The sequence below is a fragment of the Coprococcus sp. HCN-4056 genome, from assembly GCF_037892645.1.
Classification (GTDB): domain Bacteria; phylum Bacillota; class Clostridia; order Lachnospirales; family Lachnospiraceae; genus Coprococcus; species Coprococcus ammoniilyticus.
The window spans coordinates 156,065-178,671 of the sequence record NZ_JBBKBL010000001.1; the positions used below are offsets into that span (position 1 = coordinate 156,065).

The window sequence follows — 22,607 nt, forward strand, 5'->3', positions numbered from 1 at the left end:
GTTAAATTATTCAGCAATATAAATTAATACTCTACTCGTCCTTTACCATATGCTGCTGTATAATTTCTTCCATTCTTACTTACTGAGAATGTATTTCCCTGTACTAAATCATCAATACTATCGTCAACACTTGATGCCGTTGAACTTTCCCTAATCCACAATGTAACTTTGTCACATGGATTTGACGCTGTAAATGTATTTTTTATTGCCGACTTTGTCCTTGTTATACGCATATACCCCAATTCAGCGGAACTTCCCGATTTTCGAATATAATATGTATAAGTTGCACCTCCCCCATAATAATTTGTCTCTACAGCAGCTGCATGCACCGGAACCATTGCCGTTCCAAATACCATTACTACTACCATAGCTGCAATCATTAATTTATTTTTCATTATCTTTACCACTTTGCTCATTTAAAAATCTCCTTTGTATGTTTTCCTATACCTTCAAACATGCATATTTACAGTTCTACTTATGTAATGCTGCCCTCCTTTGTTTTGTATTTACATACATATGAAAAAGCGGTATATTTATCTCATGTACTTTTTCATAAGTATATAGAGCTGTGAGGCTCTGGTTCTCTTCGCAAAATTGTGCCAGAGTCTCTTTTTTTGCAAGGCACTTGTATTATTAGCCAGTGACCCTACATCTATATCCATTAACCATCTTTATATAATGGTCAAGGTATATCTGTTATTTACTCTTAGGATTCGTCAGTTTGCCAAAAGAAAAATTATATGTTCCATTAACTGTTTTAATTGTTGCTTTTGCATAACAATACGGATTTGACGGCGGATTACTGCTTGTATAAACAAAAGTTCTCGTATTTGTTCCTGTCTTACCGGAATGTGTCACTGTGTTATTATGCCAAGTTGATATTCCTTCTGCTTTGGTACTTAGTACACTTGATTTTAAGTTTTCCTTTGAAGATATATTCATAACAATCTGATACTGAGGCTGTTTCTTAGAATCCTTTCCCAAATAGTAATATGCATAGCTACATGTAACTTTATCCGATTGACTTGCATACAATAATTTTTTATTCTGCAATTTTGTATATATTAGTTCATGGACTATTGTCCCATCATATTTTATATGTACAACTTCCTAACCTATCAGCTCCATTGTATTTTCTGTTCCTTCATCCATTATTATCGACTCCGTTGTTTCCGCATGAGCTGATATTGGAATCACCCAAATTAACATACATGCTAATGCCATACTTACTATCTTTCGCACTACTTTCTTCATTTTCTTACATCTCCTTTTTTCTTTTTTGTTTTATAAAATGCCAGATAACATTTCCTACACATATAATAAAACCTATCGATTCAAACACTACTTTCACTACCTCTGCACCTACATTTATTCCATAGGCTACTCCAACGCCCGTGTTAGGTGATGTCCGTATTATTATATAATTGTATCCCCTATACAGTATCCTACATTCCGTAAACAACAGATATCCCACCACGATTCCGATCAATATCCAGATCACAGCAAGCGCCCATTCTTTCGTTCGCTTTCTCAATCCGAGATCTTCATATTCCTGAATAATGTCTGAGGCTTCTCCTAGTTCTGCGATTGCTTCCTCTATGGTTTCTCCTTCTGCCAGTTTATCATCTAATGATCGTCCCAGATCCTTTACCATCTGTATCCGTTCCTTTAATGGTGCATGCAGATGCATGAATATCTTCATAAGATATTTCTTCTTTTTCATTTCTTTTGTTCCCCTTTTTATTTATAGCTCATTATCTTTTTTCTTTGCGTTTCTTCGTCTTTTATAATGATAGATCACATTTCCCATGCAAATACAAAAACCTACGCTTTCCACAATCACTTTGTCCCACGTTCCCCCTGCCTTTGGTCTAAAATCAATCCACTCATATCCTGTCGGTGCTATATACTGATTGATCTCATGATATCCGGTATATAATGTATATCCGTCAATCACCAACAGAACACCAAGACAGATTCCAACCAGGATCCAGAGCATCATCCATACATACTCCTTTGTCTGCTGCCGCATACCGATATCGTTATACTCTTCTGTCAGTGCGGAAGCTTCACCAAGCTCCTCAAACACTTCATCGATCGTCATGCCCGAGTCCAATTTATCATCTATAGATCGTCTTATCTCTTTTACAAACTGCATCCGCTGTCCAAATGGTGCATGCAGTAAAATAAATATTTTAATCAGATATATGTTTTTTCTCAAAGCCTCGTACCATTCCTTCTATCTGCGCCCAGCAACTCCACTGTTCTTCCAATAGAAGCTTCCCTTCTTCTGTAATCTTATAGAATTTCTTTGGTTTTCCATTCTCGGATGCCATCACCCATTCACTAACGATCGCACCATCTTCTTCTAATCTGTGCAGGATCGGATACAGTGTTCCTTCTTTGATATCCATTCCGGCAACACATCGTGCATTAAAACGATTGACAATGTTATAACCATAATCCTTTTCATCTGCTATGATCTGCAGGATAAGCATGGGAAGTATGCCTTTTTTAAACTGATTTATACTTTGATTTGCCATAATTTCTCTTCCTATTATTTTATACCTAGTAATACCAAGTATATGGCATACATATGTATTTGTCAATTTATTTTACACGCTTGATGTATTCAGAACACCTCTACTATAACAGATTATTCCTGAAAAAACTGCAAAATGAACCGAGTGGTCAAAAACAGGGAGTGAACGGTAAATTTCTTACTGTCCACTCCCTATTTCTGACCACCCGGCCTTATACAGTATCCTGTTTCTGTTTGATATTCTGTATCACGATCTGCTCCTGATCGTAAATATGCTGATGCATAACTGCTTTTGCCTTCTCTACATCTCCGAGCAATATCGCCTCCGTGATCTCATCATGCTCACGGAGCAGTTTGCCATGATATCCGGTATCCCGCACATATTCCACACGGTATCGGTACACCTGCTCTCCGAAGTTCTTGGTAAGACTCACAAGCCTTGGATTGTTGCTTAATTCACAGATTGTCTCATGAAAGGCAACATCTGTATCTACGATATCCGGCACACGACCGGAACGGACTGCCTCACGGAAATTCTCACAGGCTTCTCTTAATCTGAGTCTGCCGTCTTCATCAATCCGCTTGCAGGCAAGTTCGACTGCCAGTTCTTCCAGACTCAGACGGATCTCCAATGCATCCCGGAGATCCTTCTCCGTGATACGGGCAACCTCTGCACCTTTCCTTGGAACCATCACGACTAAGCCCTCTAATTCCAGCATCCGGATTGCTTCACGCACCGGAGTCCGGCTGACACCCAGACGTTTTGCGAGTGCCACTTCTAATAACCGTTCGCCCGGTTCAAATTCTCCATGTACGATGGCATCCCGCAACGCTTCAAATACAACCTCCCGAAGCGGAAGATACTCATCCATATTTAACTTCAACTCCATAAGTTACCCCATTTCTCTCTATTTCTTCTGCAGAACAACTCCCTCTGTCCTGCCTGATCTTACACATTATATGGCTGTGTGACAAATACCTGCTTTGCCAGCTTCCGGCTGCGGATCGCATCCGCCGCTTTTTCCGCTTTTTCCTTCTCTGTAAATATACCAAATACAGTCGGACCGCTTCCACTCATAAGTGAATTCATTGCACCACATTCTTTCATGCAAGCTTTGATCTCTGCAATAACCGGATACCGTACCTCAGTTACTGTCTCTAACACATTCTCCATACGTTCCGTGATGCCCTGCAGGCTATGTTCTTCCAGTGCCATCACCATGCCGTCTATATCCGGATGTTCTTTTAATTCATTTGCATGCAGGTTCTCATATACCATCTTCGTCGATACCGCGATCGGCGGTTTTGCAAGTAGGATATAGCAGTCCGGCATCGGTGCAAGTGCTGTCAGCTTCTCACCGATTCCTTCTGATAATGCAGTTCCCTTCATGATACAGTACGGAACATCTGCGCCAAGCTTTACTCCATATTCCATCAGCTTGTGTTTTGGAATCTGAAGATCAAAGATCTTATTCATTCCGATCAGCGCTGCTGCCGCATCAGCACTTCCGCCAGCCATTCCGGCTGCAACCGGAAGCTCTTTCTGAAGAAATACCCGGATTCCACGCGTGATCTGATATTCCTGTTTCAACATCCGACATGCTTTATATACCAGATTATCTTCATTTACCGGAAGCTCGTCCGCATTTGTGCTGAGAACGATCACATCCTCATCCACTGTCTCAAATGTCAATGTGTCATGTAATTTTACCGTCTGCATGATCATCTTTACTTCATGATAACCGTCCGGTCTTCTTCTGAGCACGTCCAGTCCCAGATTTACTTTACCATATGCCTGTAATTCTATCTTCATATTTCTTATTTTTTCCTCACTGAATATCCGAATTTTCCCAGTTTCTTTCCAAGTTTAAAGTATTCTCCATGGGAATATGCCACCAGTCCAAGCTGGTTAAGCTCGAATTTGCCATTTTCATTCATGTATGCTTCATCCACCTGTACGCCGGTTACCTCTGCTAGGAACATATGATGACTTCCAAGCGGGATCACTTCTTTTACCTTACATTCGATATTGACCGGGCTCTCTGCGATACCCGGTGTGGCAACTGTAAGTCCCGGACAGGTATGAAGTCCTGTTGCTTTGAATTTGTCAATATCGCGCCCACTCTTTACGCCACAATAATCGGTCGCAAATGTCAGCTTCTCAGTCACCAGATTGATCACAAATTCTCCACTGGCTTTTATAATATCATAGGAATAGCGTTCCGGTCTAACAGATATTGAAACCATCGCCGGAGAACTGCAGACCGTTCCTGCCCATGCGATCGTGATGATATTCGGCTGTCCGCCTTCCCGCTTACATGTTACCATAACTGCCGGTACCGGGTACAGCATATTTCCCGGTTTCCATAATTGTCTTCCCATCTATAACCTCCTGGTGTTCGACTTTTATTTTCTCAATTCTTATATTTTATACTATTTTCATGGCTTCTGTATACTATCTGATTGAAAATTTCTGATTAATTCTTCTTTCCGGCTCCGGCTCATCTGCTTGATGTGCCACTCTCTGCTCATTGCTTCCTCCGGCGTCTCTGATTCCTCATAATAAACAAGGACAACAGGGCGCCGGCTTCTGGTATACTTGGCGCCCCCTCGTCCTTCATTATGTGCTTTCATCCGCTTTTCCAGATTATTCGTCCATCCGGTGTAATACGTTCCATCCTTACACCGGACTATGTAAGTATAGTTGTGTTTTTCTTCTGTCGTACTCATTGTGTTTTTACCCACATGTTTTCTTTTTTATCCAAAGCCGATATCGACTTTCTATGTATCCGGGTATGCCGCCGGAGTTTCTCCGGCAGCTTCCCCCTGAACTCATTTCTGAATCCATTATAATAAAGCAGACAGATTCCGGTACTTCATCAGTAAGTCTCGCATCTTCATGCGCTCTCATATCCGGCTATGCTTCATATTCCGGCATCTTCCTCTCATTATTCCGTCTGCGCGTTTACTATAATTATACTCATAAACTGTCATTTTGCTACTAAAAAATGAAAGATACATCATTATTATGACGCAAAACCTGTCTGTAGGTTTTTGAATCAAAATGGAAAATACATTACATATTATTTCGCAAGTCGTTTGCACTCTATTTCAACGCAGCGGTGCTAAGCTCCTCGCCTGTGGCGACTCACTAAGAACCGGCGTTGAAAAAGGCTTGCTACATAATAGTAATGCTATTTCCCATTTTTGCTTTATATATCAATACATAAACAGGTTTTGCTTCATCTTAATAATGTATCTTTTATCTTTCATTTTTGTTCCAAAGACTTACCGGCAGGTCGACTATTTACGCACGCTTCTTTGCTGCTTTTTCTTCTGCGAGTACTTTCTGGAATTCCCGCATATCCGTTGCGATCTCTTTGCTTAACAGAAGCAGGCAGATCAGGTTCGGAATCGCCATCAGTGCATTTGCAATATCCGAGAAGTTCCATGCCAGATCCAGTGAAGTCGTCGCACCGATGTATACTACAAGGGAGAATACGATACGATAGATCATGTTGTATTTGTGGGAATGGAACAGGTATTCAAAGGCTTTCTCTCCATGATACTCCCATCCAAGGATGGTCGAGAATGCAAATAATGCAATACCTATCGTTACCAGCCATGCTCCCGCCTTACCCAGAACTGTCTCAAATGCTTTGATCGTCAACGCCGATCCTGTATAGGCTTCTTCATAATAATATGTACCATCTTCATCAAAAATATAAGCATTGCAGCCAGAGGTCCATGCACCTGTGATCGCGCCATTCTCATAAACTGCTTCCAGACTATCCGGCTGATGCTGAAGTTTTGCAAATGCTTCACTATCGGAAGCGTCTGCATATGGTGTCAGAACGATATCCTCTGCTCCACCGGACAAAGTCAATGTTCCATCTTTGTATGTAACAGTATATTCTGTCGTCACCATCTTACCCTTTTCTTCATATGTCAGAGCCAGTGTATCTTCGGCTTCAGAGGTGATCGCATATGAGCCTTCCGTTGTTGTCGATGTCTTGCCGATCACACCGGAGCTTGCGATTACCAGACCGGTGATCGTACATACAACGATCGTATCCCAGAAGGTTCCTGTCATGTTGATATATCCCTGACGAACCGGGTTATCTGTCGTAGCTGCTGCTGCAGTGATCGCTGCTGATCCCATACCTGCTTCATTTGAAAAACAACCACGGGCAACACCGAATCGCATTGCATTTGTCATAGATGCAACTACGGTACCAAGCACACCGCCGGATACGGATTTCATGGAAAATGCCATTGTGAAGATCTCACGCAGGCCTTCCGGCACATTCGATATATTTCCGATAATTACTATAAGTCCTGCAAGCACATAGAATATTGCCATAAACGGAACAACGATCGCGGAAATCTTTGATATGGATTTGATACCACCGATAATAATCATTAAGGCAAGGATCGTAAGGATCACACCGATGATGATCGGATTGATGTGAAAGGTCTCATTCATGGAAGATGCGATTGAGTTCGCCTGTGTCATATTTCCGATACCAAAGGATGCAACAACCGCAAAGAATGCAAACAGCCAACCGAGCACACTTCCGAATCTTTTGTGTTTCAATGCTTTCTTCATCGTATACATCGGTCCACCTGAGATCTCTCCTTTGGCATTTACCTCACGGTATTTAATCGCCAGCATACATTCTGAGAATTTCGATGTGATTCCGAACAACGCCGAGATCCACATCCAGACCAGAGCACCCGGACCACCGGATACCATTGCTGTCGCCACACCTACGATATTTCCGGTTCCGATCGTTGCGGCAAGCGCTGTCGTCAGTGCTGAGAATGGGGATACATCACCGGTTCCTCTGTTCTTTGTTCTTGCTTCTTTACTAAGTGTGCTCTTGATCGCATATCCGAGATTCCTCCACGGCAGGAATCGCGTCCGTATCGTCAGAAAGATACCGGTTCCTACGAGAAGCACCAGCATCACCGGTCCCCACACAAACGAATCAACTGCACTTACAATCTGATTGAGTTTTTCCATACCCATCGCCTCCATATTCATTCCTATTTCTTGTTGTGTAATTGACAACTTCATTAACGAGAAAAAGGTGCAGGGAAGTTGCTATCTCCAGTACTTCCTTGCACCTTTTAATATGTTATCTATAATACAGACGCTTTCCGAAAAAAGCAAGTATGAATTTGCTTTTTTCGGCATCGGTCAATGCCCTGTATTATTTATGCGTTTTTCTTTACACCAAGTGTTACCTTCTCGCCGTTGATGTTCCATTCCTTGGAATAGCCATCTACGCTTCCGGTTACCAGTGCATCTGCCATAACGTCTGACTTAATGCTGTCAGCATTTGCATTCATAAGTCCGGTTGCCTTGTCGCTTCCCTCTGCATAGACTGTGATCTTGTCCATTACTTCGAAGCCGGCTTCCTTTCTCATGGTCTGGATCTTGGATACGATCTCTCTGACAAATCCTTCCTCTAAGAGTTCTTCTGTCAGATTTGTGTCAATAACAACTGTTACCGCACCGTCTGCCTCTGTAACGTAGCCTTCGGTCTGTGCGATATCAATCAGCAGATCTTCCTCTGCCAGAGATACCTCTGTGCCGTTTACGTCAAATGTCAGAGCACCCTTTTCCTTCAGCTCTGCCATAGCTGCATTTCCGTCAACGGATGACAGATATGCCTTGATTCCGCCTAACTGCTTGCCGTACTTTGGTCCTACGGTACGAAGCTGCGGCTTGAATGTGTAAGAACTGAAGCTTGCGATATCCTCTGTAAATACTACGTTCTTGATGTTCAGCTCGTCTTTGACGATCGCTTTCTCATCCTCTGTCAGCTCTTTTGCTGCCTTTACATACATGGTTCCGATTGGCTGTCTGTTCTTGATATTTGCAGTATTTCTGGCTGCACGTCCAAGAACAACGATCTTTAAGATCTCATCCATAGCTGCCTCAAGGTCTGTGTCGATCATCTTCTCCTCTACCTTCGGGAACTCGCACAGATGAACAGATAATGGAGCATCCTTATCAATGCTTCTTACCAGATTCTGGTAAATATCCTCTGCCATAAACGGAATCAGCGGAGCTGCTGTCATGGAGATTGTAACAAGGGCTGTATACAATGTCATGTAGGCATTTACCTTATCCTGCTCCATACCCTTTGCCCAGTATCTCTCACGTCCACGACGAACATACCAGTTGGAAAGGTCATCTACGAACTCCTCTAATACTCTGGTTGTCTCAGGGATCTTGTATGCTGCAAGGTTCTCATCAACAGCCTTTACGGTTGAGTTCAGCTTTGATAATAACCATTTATCCATCAGTGACAGCTTCTCGTAATCCAGCTCATGCTCAAGTGGATTGAAGTTGTCGATATTTGCATATAATACATAGAATGCGTAAGTGTTCCATAAGGTTCCGAGGAACTTTCTCTGGCACTCGATAACCGCATCTTCATGGAAACGGTTTGGAAGCCATGGAGCAGAGTTGCTGTAGAAATACCATCGAATCGCATCTGCACCGTATTTGTTCAGTGCATCCATCGGATCTACGGCATTTCCCTTGGACTTACTCATCTTCTGTCCATCCTTATCCTGTACATGTCCGAGGACAATTACATTCTTGAACGGAGCCTTGTCAAATAACAGGGTTGAGATCGCCATCAGAGAATAGAACCATCCTCTTGTCTGGTCAACTGCCTCGCTGATGAAGTCAGCAGGGAAGTGCTTCTCGAAGATGTCTGCATTCTCAAACGGATAATGCCACTGTGCAAATGGCATGGAACCTGAATCGAACCAGCAGTCTATAACTTCAGATACTCTGTGCATCTGCTTACCGCACTCCGGACATTTGATCGTTACAGCGTCGATGAACGGACGGTGCAGCTCGATCTCATCCGGGCAGTTGTCGCTCATGCTCTTTAATTCTTCGATCGAACCGATCGCATGACGGCATCCGCATTCACATTCCCAGATATTTAACGGAGTTCCCCAATAACGGTTACGGGAAAGTCCCCAATCCTGTACATTCTTTAACCAGTCACCGAAACGTCCCTTACCAATGCTCTCAGGAATCCAGTTTACGGTGTCGTTATTCTTAACCAGTTTATCTCTGACTGCTGTCATCTTGATAAACCAGGTATCTCTTGCGTAGTAGATCAGCGGAGTATCACATCTCCAGCAGTGTGGATATTCATGCTCGAACTTTGGTGCGTCGAACAGAAGTCCTTCTTTGTCAAGGTCAACCAATACCTTTGGATCTGCATCCTTTACGAAGATTCCTGCATAAGGGGTTTCCTCTGTCAGATCACCCTTGCCATCTACGAACTGTACAAACGGAAGATCGTACTTTCTTCCTACATTTGCATCGTCCTCACCAAATGCAGGTGCGATATGAACGATACCTGTACCATCTGTCATAGTTACATATGAATCACATGTAATGTAGTGACCCTTCTTATGCTGCTTCTCGCATACAGGCTTTACGCACTCATATAATGGTTCGTACTCTTTGTATTCCAGATCTTTTCCTTTGTATGTCTCCAGAACTTCATATGCAGGTACAGCAGGTGTATCGTCTGTAGCCTCCTTTGCAAGAGAGCCGAGCACCTTGTCTGCCAGTGCTTCTGCCAGATAATAGGTATATCCGTCTGCTGCCTTTACTTTGACATAAGTCTCATCCGGATTTACACAGAGGGCTACGTTTGATGGAAGTGTCCAAGGTGTAGTTGTCCATGCAAGGAAATATGCATCTTCGCCAATAACCTTGAATCTTACAACTGCGGAACGTTCCTTTACAGTCTTATAACCCTGTGCTACTTCGTGGCTTGACAGTGGAGTTCCGCAACGTGGACAATATGGCACGATCTTGAAGCCTTTGTATAAAAGTCCCTGATCCCAGATTTTCTTCAGTGCCCACCACTCAGACTCGATGAAATCATTGTGGTATGTTACATATGGATCATCCATATCTGCCCAGAATCCTACCTTGCCGGAGAATTCTTCCCACATACCTTTGTATTTCCATACGGATTCTTTACATTTCTGAATAAATGGCTCCAGACCGTATTCCTCGATCTGCTCTTTGCCATCGATTCCTAAAAGTTTCTCAACTTCCAACTCTACAGGAAGGCCGTGTGTATCCCATCCTGCCTTTCTTACTACGTTATGGCCCTTCATTGTCTGATATCTTGGAATCATATCCTTGATAACTCGTGTAAGCACATGGCCGATATGTGGCTTACCGTTTGCTGTTGGAGGTCCATCATAAAATGTGTAAGTCGGAAGATCCTTTGTTTCTTCCACACTCTTCTCAAATACCTGATTTTCTTTCCAGAAATCCAGAACCTTCTGTTCTCTGTCTACGAAATTCAATTTGGTCGATACTTTTTCGTACATGTTGTTCTTCCTTTCTTTTTATTCAATGTATGCAAAATATTATTAGACAAACTTTTCTATAAAGTAAAAAAAGCCGCCGCCGCAAAAAGGACGAAGGCTTAAAGTTCTCGTTATACCACCTATTACTTGCATACTAACATATGTGCTTCCCGTAACGAGGGAATGACGTCAGAGCCTACTGGCTGTCGTTTTCGGTCTGAAGCTTAAGAGTGATCTTCCATCATCTTCTACTCGCACCGGTCTTGCACCATCTCCGGCTCGCTCTGCCTTTCAAACATGATCTACTGTCTCTGTCATCGCTTTTCTTCTTATTTTTATCAACCTTGAGTATAGCAACCATGAGCGTTCTTGTCAAATTATTTTTTACAAAATACCTCTTGACATATTATACTATGCGTCATATAGTATAGTGCATAAGGAGGTATACATATGGATATTCAATTAAAACGCGGTATGCTGGATGTCTGTGTACTGGCTGCGATCAAGGATGAAGATTCTTATGGATATCAGATCATCAAGGATATGAAACCTTTTGTAACGATATCGGAATCTACATTGTATCCGATCCTGCGAAGACTGGAAACCGGCGCATTCCTCACCGTTCGCTCCGTAGAACACAACGGACGACTTCGGAAATACTATCATATTACCGATGCAGGCAAAGCACGAATCGAGGAATTTAAAGAAGAATGGAAAGAACTTGAATCTATATATCGTTTTATTATCAGAGAGGAGAATGACAATGACTAAACAGGAATATTTGTCAGCGATCCGGGGAAAGATCCGGAAAATGCCGGCAGACGATATTGATAAATTTATGGATTATTATAGTGAAATGATCGATGACCGTATGGAAGATGGTCTGTCGGAGGAAGATGCGGTTGCCGATATGGATGCCCCGGACGATGTCGTTGATCAGATTCTGGCAGATATGCCACTGACGAAACTTGTAAAAGAAAAGATCAAATCATCCCACCGATTAAAAGCATGGGAGATCATTTTGCTGATTCTTGGTTCTCCTATATGGGCTCCACTGTTACTGACCGCGATCGTTCTGATCATCACCATGGCGGTTGTCATACTGGCACTTCTTCTGTCCTTCTATGCGATCGTACTCTCGATGGCTGTTGCAGGTATCGGCGGGCTGCTGGGAGTTATTCCATTTTTTGTTACACAGAATGTTCCGGCTGCCCTTTTCATGCTTGGAGCTGCATTTGCCGGAATCGGACTTGCGATCCTGTTCATCGTAGCCGTGAAGCCTGTTACGATCGGCATTTTCAAGCTGTACAAGGCATCCGTCAATGGAATTAAGAGAATGTTTGTAAAGGAGAGATAATTATGAGTAAATCCAAAAAAGCTGTTATTGTTGCTTCTATATTTATAGTGGTCGGCGTCATTATAGCTTTCTTAAGTATTGCAATTAACGGATTTCATTTTCCAAATGGTTCTGTCGACCTGCTCGGTATGAAAGCCTTGCCGGACTATGTAAAGAAAACAGTTCAGATCACAGATGATTTCAACGCCATTGACATCGCAGGCGAAGCATCTACCGACGTCATGATCAAAAACTCCGACAACGGAACGAATTACATCGAATATTATGATACAGATGGTCTGACCAACCATGCAGAGGTTGTTGACGGCGTGCTCACCTTCCGCTGCGAAGACAAACGTACCCACCATCCGACAATCTCACTCGGATTTGGTCAGGATACTACTACCGTTGTTTATCTGGCAGATAAAGAATACGAATCTATCCAGGTAACCACAGCAAGTGGAGATATCGACTATCTGTATTCTCACAAGACTGATAGCAAGCCAGTGTTTAACTCTTCATATACCAGTCTTAAGACAAACAGCGGTGACATCCATATCGCAGATATCGAAGCTAATACCCTCACAGTCAAAACTACATCGGGTGATATCTCTATCAGCAATGGTTCATTTACAACTAAGCTAGAGCTTCATGCCTCAAGCGGTGATATCCAGTTGAACCGCATAACAACAGATCAGGCAGAATTCTATACCACAAGCGGCTATGTATCAGCCAGTGACATTACTGCTAATACCAGTCTTTCCAGTAATACGACGAGTGGCGATATTGATATGTCCATCACGGCCGCTGATACGATCAGCATTTCTGCTACGAGCGGCGACATTGATCTGGCTCTTGCTTCTGACCGAAACTACAGTTTCTTAGCAGATACACAAAATGGCGATGTTGATATTCCACATGGCGCAAATTATTCCAAATATGAATGTGGCGTCAGCACAACCAGCGGCGATATTAGCATCAGACAGAAGTAATATTAGTGAATATTATTTTAAAAAAAAGTCTATAAAAACGAAAAAGGGATTGCCCTGTTAAAACAGATCTACCGCTGTCTCTGTAGATGACATTACGAGGATTTCGTTGAGAGATGCACATTGTCAGTAAATACGAGTGCTTGTTTGAGCCGAAGGCGAGTTAGCACCGGAGTATTTACGAATAAGACATGTGCATCGAACAGAAACCGCAGTTAGTCATTTCAGAGACAGCAGTAAATCTGATTAACAGGGCAATCCCTTTTTATTATTTCTCCGCAGTTTTGCTTCCTACAATCCATATGAGGATAAAGAAAAAGATCATGCTTTCGCTCATCAAGCCGTTTGTGAATCCAAGACGGAATGCTGTATCCGGAAGTATTGATTTTATAACATAGAGAATGCAGTAGAATACAAGTACATTTCCTGCTGCCATCCATCTTGGCAATGTGGTTTTGCCACACACGACCACATAAAACCAGTATAAGAATACCGGAAGCATAACGACTTCGCTTACTATGATAACCCATGACAGGTGATCAAATAAGGCTCCGCATGCCGGAAGTGCAGCATCGGCATATCCATGTCCCATCATCCATGTATACAAATACAGGATCATAATATAGAACAAGTGAAGACACATCCATGGAGTCAGACCAAATGCATTCAGATAATGATAAATTTTCTCTCCTTTAACGTAAAATGGCATTGGTTAGTGTTTGCTAACCAATGCCATTCTAGCATATTATCTTATCCTCGTCAAAATGCCGTGAACATACTCAACACGGACACCAGACATATGATAATCCCCAGCCATTTGAGAAACAGTTCTGTTTTCCGGTTCACTTTGTTTGATCCCGGATCGTATACCTTGCGCTGCTCTCTGGAATAGTACAACGGATATTCGCTGCCAACCGGATGCTTCTTCCGGCTCAATTCCTGCGCCAATTGATAGTTATGCACACTGCCATCATAAGGATCGGTATACTGGATCGTAAGGATCGCCTTTCCCGGTGTCAGCGTCTTAGCTCCCGGCACTTCTCCGACTACCTTCCCCGGAATCATCATATCCATGTAATCATTTTCTTTTACCTGTTTCTTCTTCATGCCACTTCCTGTAAAAAGGAGAATGATGCCGGATGCAAATGCAACCAACCGCTGCACAAGCATCCACCCGATCGTTCCTGTCATATCCGGTATGACATTTCTCTCCATCAGCTCCTGCGCCATGAAAAATGCTCCAAACAAAATAAACCCGGCTCCAAGTCCCATTATGATATAGATATATTTTTCCATCTCATCCATAGCTGACAGCTTCGGATGGTTTTCCTTTAACAACTGATCCACCGTTGATCCCGAAGCAATATTATCCAACAGCCGCTTTAATTCCCTGCGTCGTTTTTTCAACCGGATAAATGTGTATATCCCCATGATCAACATGCCAATTCCCACTAGAATAATGAACATGATTTTTAACATTTGCATCATTTGTAGCTCTCCCCTTGTCGTCCTGTCTGGCAGGACATTTTCTTTATTATAATAAATATGGGCTTTTTTCTCCATTATATCTTCACTATTTTTTCACTAATTTTCACTATTTTTCATTATACACTTTCATTAGACGATTCTGTATAATTGTTACCTTGTACCAGCACATATATAAACTTACAAACTGCACATTTTTAATTTTGAAAAAAATTAAAAATGTTTCATCTTGGAGTCTGCTCCATGAATTGACTTTCCTGTGGCAAAACAGTATGCTGATTATAGGAAAATTCGGTTGAATCAGGAGGTGCTGTTCCATGGCAGAAGTCATTGCAAAAGCAACAGATGTAGAAGTGATATACGGTGATAAGCCTGCACTTGATAAGATAAATATGTCCGTGAAAAAGGGCGACATTTATGCTCTGATCGGTAAAAACGGCGCAGGAAAAACGACACTTCTCCGCCTGTTTACCGGACAGAATGCCCCTGATTATGGCAACATCGAACTTTTTGGAAAGAAGGGAACACATGGACTAAATGAAGCCCGGAAAAGAACCGGTGCTATCATCGAAACTCCGGCATTTTATCCATTTTTCTCTGCGGAACGCAATCTGGAATATTATCGTATCCAGCGTGGGATCGACGATCCATCCATTGTTGAAACAGTTCTGAAAGAAACGGGACTCTACGAAGCTAAGGATAAAAAGTTTAAAAATTTCTCTCTCGGCATGAAGCAGCGTCTGGGAATCGCCCTGTCGCTCATGCACGATCCGGAATTTCTGATCTTAGATGAACCGATCAATGGTCTGGATCCTGCCGGCATCGTTGAGATGCGAAAGCTGATGCTGCGACTGAACAAAGAGAACGGACTCACAATCATCATTTCCTCCCATATTCTATCCGAGCTTGCAAATATGGCAACCTGCTACGGATTCATCGATCATGGTCAGATCTTACAGGAAATGTCTGCTGAGGAACTAGAAGCAAAAGAAAAAAGCTATGTAAAGGTGCGTACCAGTAATGGTGAAAAAGCTGCTGAATATCTTTCAAAAGAGCTCCAACTCGACGCATCCTACAATGCAGATGATGATACCATTTATATTTATTTTGAAAATAACGCGGTTTACCCGACTGAGAAGATCAGCCGTTTCTTATTTGAAAAGGGATACGATCTGTACTCACTGGAGATTGTGAAAACTACACTGGAAGATTTCTTTATTGAACTGTTAGGAGGGACAACGATTGAATAATTTCCTCAAAAGTGAATGTTACAAAGTAAGCCATCGGGCTTATCCATATACCCTGCTCATTATCGGAGTGGTCATTGCTATTTTGATCAACGTATCTGTCTGGTATGCCATCCATGTTATCCGGATCCCATTTACGATCGAAGGTGCCGATATTATGAATGCCGGTCTGTATATGATGGCAACGATCGTCTGGTACTGCATTATTTTCACCACCGATATCGGTTTCTCCGGTGAATGGAGGAATAATACGATGAAGAATATCGTGTCATTCGGAACCAGCCGAAACACAATTTTCTTTGGCAAATGTATCGTGAATACACTATTGCTGCTTATCGGAATCGTTGTGGTATCTGCAGCCTATCTGCTGACGAATTACATCTGTTTTCGTCATGATGGAAGTCTGACCGCTTCGGCATATCAGAATTATTTTCTGCGTTTTGTGATCATGCTTCCTATGATCATCGCCGGACAGACAATGGCATCCTCCCTGTGCATGTTCTTCTCCACAGACCTTCTGTGGTGCGGTATCTATGCTGTAGTCGTTGCCCTGCTGCCAAATGGCATCATGCTTTTCTATGCCATTTTCCCGGAAGTAGAAGCACTCCGTATCATCTACACCAATCTTCCTACCGTCTGCCTGACCGCTGTTGCATGGCAGACACTAACCACCGGCCTGATTGTTCACGCTATGGAGATCGCCGCCGTACTTCTGATCCTGCCAACCGTTATTTCCCTGTTGGTGTTCCAGAGGAAGGAGATAAAATAGTAGCATACTCCGCTTCCAGTTCTTCAACCAGATATGCATCGCTCATGCAATGCATATCTGATACACCATCACGAATTAACCGGTATACCTCGGAATGGTAAAAAAAGGCTAATGCCGCATCCAATGAAATTCCCTGTCGATTGGCAAAGTTCTCAATAATACGACTATATTTTTTCTGAAGCAAGATTGGATTAGCTGTCAAATCATTTCACTCCCTTCAAAATGTAACAATGATAGTGCCTTCTCTGTCCGAAAACATATTTGCAGATTTGGTTTTTCATATCGCAATCGATCAATTGCTTCTGTCTTATCAATTAACCCATCAAAAAATAATTCCACAGTATTAAATACCTTATCATTTGCAACGCCACCCACTATCAGATCATAATCTGTTGTATCGTTATCTCTGCGGCAATTTAAGATAAAATCCAACCATTCCTCTGAATATGAATCAAACTTCAATATTTTCAATTCGTTTTCACGGCATTCATCATATACATACCTGGATACAACACCATCTTTTCCCCGGCGTTTGAACTTGCCACACCATTTTACTGCCTGTTCACGTAATGGCGTAACATAAAAACCACGTCCAAAATCTACATTAGAGCGAGAATGAACTAAATCCGGTTTGGCTATCTCTAAAAAAGAACCATGATAAAGAATCATACTTCCACGCCCCTTTCTTTCATCACATCAAGGATATCTTCTACAATATAATCTAAACTCTGAGTATGTAAAATCTCATATTCCGGCACAATATATCCATTCAAAATATCACTTTTCTGAGTAAATGCCTGATACACCCGCTCTGCATCGACGCCCAGTCTTGCTGCAACATTTTCAATGCAAAATATAGCAAATTCTAACTCATTGGAATTCTTAATTTTTTCATTCTGTATCACGATCAAGCCCTCCTCTACTTCTATTATAATAACACGGACGTATAAAGTCGATTCAAGTTAATTTTGTACATTATCATCTTCTGTATATTCAAATAAATCCCCCGGCTGGCAATTAAGCACTCGACAAATTGAATCCATTGTTTCAAAACGAACACCTTTCATTTTTCCATTTTTCAAATTTGAAAGATTAACATTTGTCATCCCAACTCTCTCTGCCAATTCATTTAATGACATTTTACGATCTGCCATCATTCTATCAAGTCTAACAATTATAGCCATATTCCATTTCTCCCTTATGCAATTGAATCCATATCATCCTGCAATTCATAACCATATACAAATATTTCGGAAACAATTCCAATCACAACGCCTATTACACTTACAATAACATTCTTTGCGTTTAATATCATTTCAGTATTCATCAATGTAGATGTTCCATGAACTGCATTACTTATAAGATTTGAAATCGCATCAGGAAGAATTCCCCCTATAATTATAAAAACAGCAAGAATTCGTAATTCATTTATAATTCTCTTTGAAAATGGCTTTCCATTTTTATGAACCTCGAGCAGCATAAATGCAAGTATCAATGCAATTCCCATTATAAATATAGCATAAATACCATTTGTCAAATATTTTTCAACTGATCCATCCATTGAAAAATATACCCAAAATTCGGTTATCGCCACTCCTGCAGCTATCACTGCAACTACAAAACTAAATACCATATCCGCCTTCGTTCTATTCTTTAAACTATTCATTTTATCATCCATATTAAATTCTCCTTTTTCTTTTTTAAAGTCTTAGTTTAAATTTACCGGCAAAGACAATATAGCACCATATATAAAGCATGTCAATACATTTTTAAAGTTTCGCTTTAAATATTTATTGTTTTCTATTTTCTTCTTTCCAATCTTGCTGCGCATAATAAATAACTCAAATTATTAATAAACCAGATTATCGCTATAAAAAGAAGTGCCGTCAGATCAGTATCAAAAGCAAAATGAATGTTATTCCAAGTGGAATTTACTTTTTCATTTAACCTGTCAATATCTATATCTATATAAAAACAGACACACACCCTACCCTGCGGATACGACATGCGTCTGTTCTTATACTTTATATGGATTGTTCTGATTATTCCCCTTCGATCAATGATACAGGATCGACAGGTTTGCCATCTTTGGTAATTGCGAAATACAGATTTGTTCCTTCTTTTGAATAATAACGGCTTGGTTCTGCTACAGTGCCAATGGTGCAGCCGGCATCTACCACCTGACCAACAGAAACATTGATATCCTTAAGCTGTCCATACATGACTTCATAGCCATTTCCAAGGGATGCCTTTACCACATTTCCAAATTCCGGTGTGCTTGTGATCTCTGTGATCTTGCATTTGTAAGCGGCTGAAACTTTGTCATTTTCTGCTGCTTCCAATACGATTCCGGCATTGCATTTGTACTGGTTTAATGTCTCGTAGAATACTGTGGTGTCCATGCTGAATGGAATGATCACATTTCCGTTTAGTGGCCACATAAGAGCTGTACTGCCGTCATAATTCAGTTCGATCTGTTCTTCCACCTTGGCAGCATTTGCTCCGGTTTCTACTTCTGAGCTTTTCTCTGTTGTTGCTTCTGTCTTGTCCTCTGCTTTGGCGGTACCGCCAAGTGTTTCCTTTACTGCTTCTGTTGTTCCGAGATTACTTCTGTCTGCGGTTTCTTCTACTGCCTCCGAGCTGACAGCATTTTCATCATCTGACTGGGTTTTCACATTATATAGAGCTACAAGTCCTACAAGTGCCACCATTCCGGCGATCAGGGCAATGTAGAAAATATTTCTCTTAATAACATTCAAAAATTTCTTCATGTTTATCACCTCATGGATATTGTTGCCTGAACTTCCGGATTATATACACAGGCAAATATTTTCCACAAGCTTTTTATTTATATCTTATGCATTTTGTCGTATCCTGCCACCAGCGAAATGAAATGATTTGCAAAGCAACCACTTTTGCAATTCCATCTGTATGCTTTCAAATATCCTTAATATATTGGTAATTATCCTTATATGTTTTCGCGGATATTTAATATGCCGCCCCATCTGCGATCGAAGTTTCCGGGTAATAATATGTGATGATCTCACGATATGTACTGCCCTGATCGGCTTTCCATCCGGCTCCGTACATCGACATTCCAAGGGATGAGCCTTTACCGATCGAGATGATCCGATATCCCTCCTCGACCTGATCGATATGAAAATTTGTCGTTCCAAGTGACAGGGTCTGTGCAAATGTCTCTCCCGTCACGACCGTACCGAATACATTTACCTTTCGGACAAATCCTGATTTCGTCGCCTCAAGCACAGTCAGTGCATCCGCATCCACTGCCTGTTCCTCGTTCTGTGCTGAACCAGCCGTCTCTGATTTGTTTTTTTCACCATCCACGCCGGTCTGACCCAGATTTTCCGATCCGTCGAACGCTTTCCCCTCTCCATTCATGCCAAATTCTTTCTTTATACGAAGCGCACTGTAGATCTTTGTCGATGAGAATTCCGGTGACTGGATATCCTGGCTGCTGTCAACGGATACCAGATATGGAATCGCAGTACCATATAATTCCTCTGCACTGACGGTCACACCGATGCTGACTGCATGACTGACAGGAATAATAAGCCTGCCATCATAAACGATAACCTGTCCCATTGTATCCTTCACAGCCTGATATACCATTTCCATATTCTGCTTATATTCTTTCCCCCATTTTTGCTTTAATTCATCTTTCTCTATCCGGATCTCTTTCAAGTCTCCTTCATTGATGATCTTGCCTCCGCCATTAGCAGTATCCGCCTGATCGTTCATTTCATAATAGATCGCAGTCCGGGTCAGAACTGCCATTGTCTTTGCCATCTCCACATTCCACGACGGATCATACAATCCGGCAAGGACATACAAAATATATTCTTCACAGTCGATCAGCCTGTAATTGCCATTCTGCAGGATACACACATCCCGGCTGCTACTAAGTGCCGCGATCCGTGCATCCGACACATCCCGATAACGCACAAAAAGCCTGGTTCCCACATATGGAATTGCAAATGCTAACAAAACCATGGTGAACCAGGCTAGAATCCTGTTATTTTTCTTCATACCATCACATCCTGTCCTGTCATCATTCCGGAAAAACCCGATTCGCTTCATACGATTTTCCTGTATTATTTATTCTATGATGCACAGATGCAAAATATGATTGATTCATTATACAAACAGACCATCCGGCTGTTTGCCGATATTACTGTTTATCTCATATACATGATCACTATGCTTTCTTGCCAAGAGCTTTCTTTCTTGCAAGATATTTCTTCTTGATATACTTTCCTGCTGTGGATAAGTCACCTGACTTCCAGCCGGAGGTTTTCTTTGTTGATGGCTTAAGCAAAGATGCCGACTCGTTCTTATTACTGAGGCTCCAACAGAAATAACTGATGTTATATTTGTTAAGCAGCTTCATCCATTTGTCTGCGGATGCCTTGTTAATGGCTCCGTCGCCACTGGCCGGTGATAAACCAAACTCAGATACAATGATCGGAAGCTTCTTCTTTCTTGCATAAGCAACCTTTGCCGGAAGATATTCATTGTGCGCCCACTCACTTGCGTAGAAATGCAGGGAGTACATGATATTCTTATATCCCTTGATTGGGCTGTCTGCAACTTCATTTGACGTTCCATCCGTTCCAAGCTGTGACCAGGTTGGTGTTCCCACGATAATAACTGCTTTCTTGTCGTATTTGCGGATCGTTTTGATAATGTCTGTCGCATAGGATTTGATCTCTTTCCAGCTACAGCCATTTGGCTCATTGCAGATCTCATAAATAACATTTTTATTGTTCTTATATTTCTTTGCCATCGTGGTAAAGAATTTCTTCGCCTGTGACTTGTTCTTATTCGGGTTTCCGTCACTTAAGATATGCCAGTCGATGATCGCATACATACCAAGATCAGTCGCATACCCGACACCTTTATCCACCAGTTTCCGAAGCTTTGCCTGACTGCCGCCACTGCAATAGCCATTGTATTCTTCGGTATACATCGCCAACCGAATCGCATTCACGCCCCAATCGTCACGGAGTGTCTTGAATGCTTTCTTATTCACATATGGCGATCCGACATCCCAGTTGATTCCATGTGTGCTGATACCGCGAAGCTGGAATTTATTTCCCTTACTGTCGACCAGGTCTGCTCCCTTTACAGACAGTCTTCCATGCTTTGCAACCGGTGTTGTAGCTGCCGCTTCCGCCGTTCCATTTCCACCAAATACACAGATTGTAAACAGCATAACAACTGCTATGATCCATGCAATCAGACGTTTTCCCTTTCTCATACACTCTCCTCCTGTTTTTGCATTTTTCCTGTATTTATAGTATCCTACTTTTCCTTTTCTGCCAAGAACCCATGGATCATTTTTTACCGGATTTTATCATTATTTTTACCTTGTTTTTCTTGACAAATAGGTGCGCCCATACTATTATGAGAGCGTATTCAAGATTAACTATGTAATCGCTTTTAAGCGGACGTATGGATTAAGGTTTTAATCGTATTTCTCTCATAAATGATGCACGTTTTCATTGGGTACAAGCAAGAAATATATAAGGAGGTACCCACATGAACAACGGTACAGTAAAATGGTTTAACGCAGAAAAAGGTTATGGATTTATCTCAAACAATGATGGAAGCGGAGATGTATTCGTTCATTTCTCAGCTATCCAGGGTGAAGGATATAAGACACTTGTTGAAGGTCAGCAGGTTACATTCGACACAGAGGAAGATCCTAAGGGTGGTTCAAGAACAAGAGCTACTAACGTTGTAATCGTTAAATAATTTTTGTTTTCTATAAAAAAGGCTCAACCCCTTGTAATCAAGGGGCTGAGCCTTTTTTATATTAATTATTTCTCTAAGATATCGATATCTA

Annotated in this window: 27 protein-coding genes; 6 read left to right on the forward strand and 21 right to left on the reverse strand. The window is 41.7% G+C overall.

Translation table 11 applies throughout. The annotated features are described in order from the left end of the window. Positions 1-23: 23 nt before the first annotated feature. The 11 genes from WKT03_RS00600 to ileS all read right to left on the reverse strand — a co-directional run bounded on the left by WKT03_RS00600 (position 24) and on the right by ileS (position 10,933). On the reverse strand, positions 24-416 hold the full coding sequence (locus tag WKT03_RS00600; RefSeq protein WP_118483028.1) for a hypothetical protein: 393 nt from the start codon (positions 414-416) through the stop codon (positions 24-26). Between the two features lie 694 nt (positions 417-1,110). Beyond that, entirely contained in the window at positions 1,111-1,254 is a 144-nt protein-coding gene (locus WKT03_RS00605) for a hypothetical protein (RefSeq protein WP_340390767.1), read from the reverse strand. A gap of 4 nt (positions 1,255-1,258) precedes the next feature. After that, positions 1,259-1,723, reverse strand: a complete 465-nt coding sequence (locus WKT03_RS00610) for a hypothetical protein (protein WP_340390768.1) — start codon at positions 1,721-1,723, stop codon at positions 1,259-1,261. 21 nt (positions 1,724-1,744) lie between these two features. After that, positions 1,745-2,221, reverse strand: a complete 477-nt coding sequence (locus WKT03_RS00615) for a hypothetical protein (protein WP_340390769.1) — start codon at positions 2,219-2,221, stop codon at positions 1,745-1,747. Continuing rightward, entirely contained in the window at positions 2,196-2,543 is a 348-nt protein-coding gene (locus WKT03_RS00620) for a PadR family transcriptional regulator (protein ID WP_021944192.1), read from the reverse strand. Before WKT03_RS00620 ends, WKT03_RS00615 begins: the two co-directional genes overlap by 26 nt. Positions 2,544-2,754: 211 nt before the next feature. Continuing rightward, positions 2,755-3,432 carry a GntR family transcriptional regulator gene (locus WKT03_RS00625; protein ID WP_340390770.1) on the reverse strand — a complete coding sequence of 226 codons (678 nt, stop codon included), beginning with the start codon at positions 3,430-3,432 and terminating at the stop codon, positions 2,755-2,757. 59 nt (positions 3,433-3,491) lie between these two features. Then, positions 3,492-4,355, reverse strand: coding sequence for a 4-(cytidine 5'-diphospho)-2-C-methyl-D-erythritol kinase (gene ispE / locus WKT03_RS00630; RefSeq protein ID WP_117784523.1), 864 nt, complete (start codon positions 4,353-4,355; stop codon positions 3,492-3,494). Positions 4,356-4,360: 5 nt separating this feature from the next. Then, complete coding sequence (locus WKT03_RS00635; RefSeq protein WP_008402380.1) at positions 4,361-4,924, reverse strand: flavin reductase family protein; 564 nt, start codon at positions 4,922-4,924, stop codon at positions 4,361-4,363. A 57-nt stretch (positions 4,925-4,981) separates the two neighbouring features. After that, positions 4,982-5,272 carry a GIY-YIG nuclease family protein gene (locus WKT03_RS00640; RefSeq protein WP_117784524.1) on the reverse strand — a complete coding sequence of 97 codons (291 nt, stop codon included), beginning with the start codon at positions 5,270-5,272 and terminating at the stop codon, positions 4,982-4,984. A 577-nt stretch (positions 5,273-5,849) separates the two neighbouring features. Further along, entirely contained in the window at positions 5,850-7,568 is a 1,719-nt protein-coding gene (locus tag WKT03_RS00645) for an alanine/glycine:cation symporter family protein (protein ID WP_340390771.1), read from the reverse strand. Between the two features lie 194 nt (positions 7,569-7,762). After that, on the reverse strand, positions 7,763-10,933 hold the full coding sequence (gene ileS, locus WKT03_RS00650; RefSeq protein WP_340390772.1) for an isoleucine--tRNA ligase: 3,171 nt from the start codon (positions 10,931-10,933) through the stop codon (positions 7,763-7,765). Between the two features lie 429 nt (positions 10,934-11,362). Here ileS and WKT03_RS00655 point away from each other — a divergent pair, with 429 nt between their 5' ends. Genes WKT03_RS00655 through WKT03_RS00665 form a run of 3 tightly spaced genes read left to right on the forward strand, consistent with a single transcriptional unit; the run spans position 11,363 to position 13,240 of the window. Further along, positions 11,363-11,683 carry a PadR family transcriptional regulator gene (locus tag WKT03_RS00655; RefSeq protein WP_021944187.1) on the forward strand — a complete coding sequence of 107 codons (321 nt, stop codon included), beginning with the start codon at positions 11,363-11,365 and terminating at the stop codon, positions 11,681-11,683. Further along, the gene (locus tag WKT03_RS00660; RefSeq protein WP_340390773.1) at positions 11,676-12,269 is read left to right on the forward strand and encodes a DUF1700 domain-containing protein; all 594 of its coding nucleotides are present in this window, start codon (positions 11,676-11,678) and stop codon (positions 12,267-12,269) included. Before WKT03_RS00655 ends, WKT03_RS00660 begins: the two co-directional genes overlap by 8 nt. A gap of 2 nt (positions 12,270-12,271) precedes the next feature. Next, entirely contained in the window at positions 12,272-13,240 is a 969-nt protein-coding gene (locus WKT03_RS00665; RefSeq protein WP_021944185.1) for a DUF4097 domain-containing protein, read from the forward strand. Between the two features lie 265 nt (positions 13,241-13,505). On the opposite strand, the gene WKT03_RS00670 is transcribed toward WKT03_RS00665, so the two are convergent. Together WKT03_RS00670 and WKT03_RS00675 are read right to left on the reverse strand one after the other, a co-directional pair. Beyond that, positions 13,506-13,946, reverse strand: a complete 441-nt coding sequence (locus WKT03_RS00670; RefSeq protein ID WP_021944184.1) for a DUF6796 family protein — start codon at positions 13,944-13,946, stop codon at positions 13,506-13,508. A 50-nt stretch (positions 13,947-13,996) separates the two neighbouring features. Continuing rightward, a complete protein-coding gene (locus WKT03_RS00675; RefSeq protein ID WP_262529141.1) occupies positions 13,997-14,725 on the reverse strand; it encodes a hypothetical protein in 729 nt (242 codons plus the stop codon). 314 nt (positions 14,726-15,039) lie between these two features. Here WKT03_RS00675 and WKT03_RS00680 point away from each other — a divergent pair, with 314 nt between their 5' ends. Then, positions 15,040-15,972 carry an ABC transporter ATP-binding protein gene (locus tag WKT03_RS00680; RefSeq protein ID WP_117784533.1) on the forward strand — a complete coding sequence of 311 codons (933 nt, stop codon included), beginning with the start codon at positions 15,040-15,042 and terminating at the stop codon, positions 15,970-15,972. After that, positions 15,965-16,738: an ABC transporter permease subunit gene (locus tag WKT03_RS00685; protein ID WP_117784534.1), complete on the forward strand. Its 774-nt coding sequence runs from the start codon at positions 15,965-15,967 to the stop codon at positions 16,736-16,738. Before WKT03_RS00680 ends, WKT03_RS00685 begins: the two co-directional genes overlap by 8 nt. Here WKT03_RS00685 and WKT03_RS00690 read toward each other — a convergent pair. From WKT03_RS00690 to WKT03_RS00725, 8 genes are all read right to left on the reverse strand, one after another. Further along, positions 16,698-16,940 carry a DUF3791 domain-containing protein gene (locus WKT03_RS00690; protein WP_117784535.1) on the reverse strand — a complete coding sequence of 81 codons (243 nt, stop codon included), beginning with the start codon at positions 16,938-16,940 and terminating at the stop codon, positions 16,698-16,700. The two genes, WKT03_RS00685 and WKT03_RS00690, sit on opposite strands and share 41 nt — an antisense overlap. Beyond that, positions 16,937-17,407, reverse strand: a complete 471-nt coding sequence (locus WKT03_RS00695) for a DUF3990 domain-containing protein (RefSeq protein WP_117784536.1) — start codon at positions 17,405-17,407, stop codon at positions 16,937-16,939. Before WKT03_RS00695 ends, WKT03_RS00690 begins: the two co-directional genes overlap by 4 nt. Continuing rightward, positions 17,404-17,643, reverse strand: coding sequence for a DUF3791 domain-containing protein (locus WKT03_RS00700; protein WP_117784537.1), 240 nt, complete (start codon positions 17,641-17,643; stop codon positions 17,404-17,406). The genes WKT03_RS00695 and WKT03_RS00700 overlap by 4 nt, the downstream gene beginning before the upstream one ends. Positions 17,644-17,700: 57 nt before the next feature. Next, a complete protein-coding gene (locus tag WKT03_RS00705; RefSeq protein ID WP_117784538.1) occupies positions 17,701-17,922 on the reverse strand; it encodes a helix-turn-helix domain-containing protein in 222 nt (73 codons plus the stop codon). A gap of 14 nt (positions 17,923-17,936) precedes the next feature. Further along, positions 17,937-18,416, reverse strand: a complete 480-nt coding sequence (locus WKT03_RS00710) for a DUF2975 domain-containing protein (RefSeq protein ID WP_117784539.1) — start codon at positions 18,414-18,416, stop codon at positions 17,937-17,939. Between the two features lie 364 nt (positions 18,417-18,780). Continuing rightward, positions 18,781-19,509 carry a M23 family metallopeptidase gene (locus WKT03_RS00715; protein ID WP_117784540.1) on the reverse strand — a complete coding sequence of 243 codons (729 nt, stop codon included), beginning with the start codon at positions 19,507-19,509 and terminating at the stop codon, positions 18,781-18,783. A gap of 217 nt (positions 19,510-19,726) precedes the next feature. Further along, positions 19,727-20,839 carry a SpoIID/LytB domain-containing protein gene (locus tag WKT03_RS00720; RefSeq protein WP_021944179.1) on the reverse strand — a complete coding sequence of 371 codons (1,113 nt, stop codon included), beginning with the start codon at positions 20,837-20,839 and terminating at the stop codon, positions 19,727-19,729. 118 nt (positions 20,840-20,957) lie between these two features. Beyond that, entirely contained in the window at positions 20,958-22,019 is a 1,062-nt protein-coding gene (locus WKT03_RS00725; RefSeq protein ID WP_340390774.1) for a glycoside hydrolase family 5 protein, read from the reverse strand. Positions 22,020-22,300: 281 nt separating this feature from the next. On the opposite strand from WKT03_RS00725, the gene WKT03_RS00730 reads away from it, so the two are divergent. Then, positions 22,301-22,516 carry a cold-shock protein gene (locus WKT03_RS00730; RefSeq protein WP_008402359.1) on the forward strand — a complete coding sequence of 72 codons (216 nt, stop codon included), beginning with the start codon at positions 22,301-22,303 and terminating at the stop codon, positions 22,514-22,516. Positions 22,517-22,607: the final 91 nt, after the last annotated feature.

Coding starts and splice junctions, on each gene's coding strand:
- WKT03_RS00645 (WP_340390771.1), bottom strand. CDS start 7,568: ATGGAAAAACTCAATCAGATTGTAAGTGCAGTTGATTCGTTTGTGTGG.
- WKT03_RS00665 (WP_021944185.1), top strand. CDS start 12,272: ATGAGTAAATCCAAAAAAGCTGTTATTGTTGCTTCTATATTTATAGTG.
- WKT03_RS00675 (WP_262529141.1), bottom strand. CDS start 14,725: ATGATGCAAATGTTAAAAATCATGTTCATTATTCTAGTGGGAATTGGC.
- WKT03_RS00710 (WP_117784539.1), bottom strand. CDS start 18,416: ATGGATGATAAAATGAATAGTTTAAAGAATAGAACGAAGGCGGATATG.
- WKT03_RS00600 (WP_118483028.1), bottom strand. CDS start 416: ATGAGCAAAGTGGTAAAGATAATGAAAAATAAATTAATGATTGCAGCT.
- WKT03_RS00660 (WP_340390773.1), top strand. CDS start 11,676: ATGACTAAACAGGAATATTTGTCAGCGATCCGGGGAAAGATCCGGAAA.
- WKT03_RS00610 (WP_340390768.1), bottom strand. CDS start 1,723: ATGAAAAAGAAGAAATATCTTATGAAGATATTCATGCATCTGCATGCA.
- WKT03_RS00625 (WP_340390770.1), bottom strand. CDS start 3,432: ATGGAGTTGAAGTTAAATATGGATGAGTATCTTCCGCTTCGGGAGGTT.
- WKT03_RS00635 (WP_008402380.1), bottom strand. CDS start 4,924: ATGGGAAGACAATTATGGAAACCGGGAAATATGCTGTACCCGGTACCG.
- WKT03_RS00720 (WP_021944179.1), bottom strand. CDS start 20,839: ATGAAGCGAATCGGGTTTTTCCGGAATGATGACAGGACAGGATGTGAT.
- WKT03_RS00725 (WP_340390774.1), bottom strand. CDS start 22,019: ATGAGAAAGGGAAAACGTCTGATTGCATGGATCATAGCAGTTGTTATG.
- ileS (WP_340390772.1), bottom strand. CDS start 10,933: ATGTACGAAAAAGTATCGACCAAATTGAATTTCGTAGACAGAGAACAG.
- ispE (WP_117784523.1), bottom strand. CDS start 4,355: ATGAAGATAGAATTACAGGCATATGGTAAAGTAAATCTGGGACTGGAC.
- WKT03_RS00715 (WP_117784540.1), bottom strand. CDS start 19,509: ATGAAGAAATTTTTGAATGTTATTAAGAGAAATATTTTCTACATTGCC.
- WKT03_RS00670 (WP_021944184.1), bottom strand. CDS start 13,946: ATGCCATTTTACGTTAAAGGAGAGAAAATTTATCATTATCTGAATGCA.
- WKT03_RS00620 (WP_021944192.1), bottom strand. CDS start 2,543: ATGGCAAATCAAAGTATAAATCAGTTTAAAAAAGGCATACTTCCCATG.
- WKT03_RS00705 (WP_117784538.1), bottom strand. CDS start 17,922: ATGGCTATAATTGTTAGACTTGATAGAATGATGGCAGATCGTAAAATG.
- WKT03_RS00640 (WP_117784524.1), bottom strand. CDS start 5,272: ATGAGTACGACAGAAGAAAAACACAACTATACTTACATAGTCCGGTGT.
- WKT03_RS00655 (WP_021944187.1), top strand. CDS start 11,363: ATGGATATTCAATTAAAACGCGGTATGCTGGATGTCTGTGTACTGGCT.
- WKT03_RS00680 (WP_117784533.1), top strand. CDS start 15,040: ATGGCAGAAGTCATTGCAAAAGCAACAGATGTAGAAGTGATATACGGT.
- WKT03_RS00605 (WP_340390767.1), bottom strand. CDS start 1,254: ATGAAGAAAGTAGTGCGAAAGATAGTAAGTATGGCATTAGCATGTATG.
- WKT03_RS00730 (WP_008402359.1), top strand. CDS start 22,301: ATGAACAACGGTACAGTAAAATGGTTTAACGCAGAAAAAGGTTATGGA.
- WKT03_RS00695 (WP_117784536.1), bottom strand. CDS start 17,407: ATGATTCTTTATCATGGTTCTTTTTTAGAGATAGCCAAACCGGATTTA.